Source organism: Vibrio sp. Isolate30, assembly GCF_022397975.1.
In the GTDB taxonomy this organism is placed as follows: Bacteria; Pseudomonadota; Gammaproteobacteria; order Enterobacterales; family Vibrionaceae; genus Vibrio; species Vibrio fortis.
Genome location: NZ_JAKEUS010000028.1, coordinates 1 through 720 on the forward strand (window position 1 = coordinate 1; position 720 = coordinate 720).

1 tRNA gene and 2 rRNA genes are annotated in these 720 nt (G+C 41.3%); all 3 read left to right on the forward strand.

The features are described from left to right. A 16S ribosomal RNA gene (locus L1D60_RS23410) occupies positions 1 to 110 on the forward strand; the annotation flags it as partial. Between the two features lie 68 nt (positions 111 to 178). Next, positions 179 to 254: transfer RNA gene (locus tag L1D60_RS23415), tRNA-Glu, on the forward strand. A gap of 336 nt (positions 255 to 590) precedes the next feature. Further along, positions 591 to 720: ribosomal RNA gene (locus L1D60_RS23420) — 23S ribosomal RNA — on the forward strand; the annotation flags it as partial.

A 720-nucleotide genomic window follows, 5' to 3' on the forward strand; every position in this document is an offset into this window, starting at 1 on the left:
AAGTGGGTAGTTTAACCTTCGGGAGGACGCTCACCACTTTGTGGTTCATGACTGGGGTGAAGTCGTAACAAGGTAGCCCTAGGGGAACCTGGGGCTGGATCACCTCCTTATACGAAGATATTCACGATAAGTGTCCACACAGATTGATATGGTTTAGAAAGTTAAGAGATATCTTAGTGTCCCGTTCGTCTAGAGGCCTAGGACACCGCCCTTTCACGGCGGTAACAGGGGKTCGACTCCCCTACGGGATACCATCTTTAAGCATTCTCCTTTGAGAGTCTTTAAAAATGGTTACTTCATTAAGAAGTGATTAGCTCTTTAACAATTTGGAAAGCTGACTGATTTAAATAACAGAGTTATTTAAATCAAATTAAAAGTTCTCAATGTTTACTTTTCGAAGTAAACACAACACAAACACATTCAAGTGTCTTGTATTCGAATCAAACTTAGTTTGATTCACCATTGAGTCCGGCAAACACGTAATAAGAATTAACCCTTCTTATTACAACCAAAACCTTGGTTAGTTGCCATACTAGTTTGTTTTCACTTTTCAAAAGTGGAAGTAAAACAGAGACCCTTTCGGGTTGTATGGTTAAGTGACTAAGCGTACACGGTGGATGCCTTGGCAGTCAGAGGCGATGAAGGACGTATTAACTTGCGATAAGCCCAGATTAGGTAGTAAAAACCTTTTGAGTCTGGGATTTCCGAATGGGGAAACCC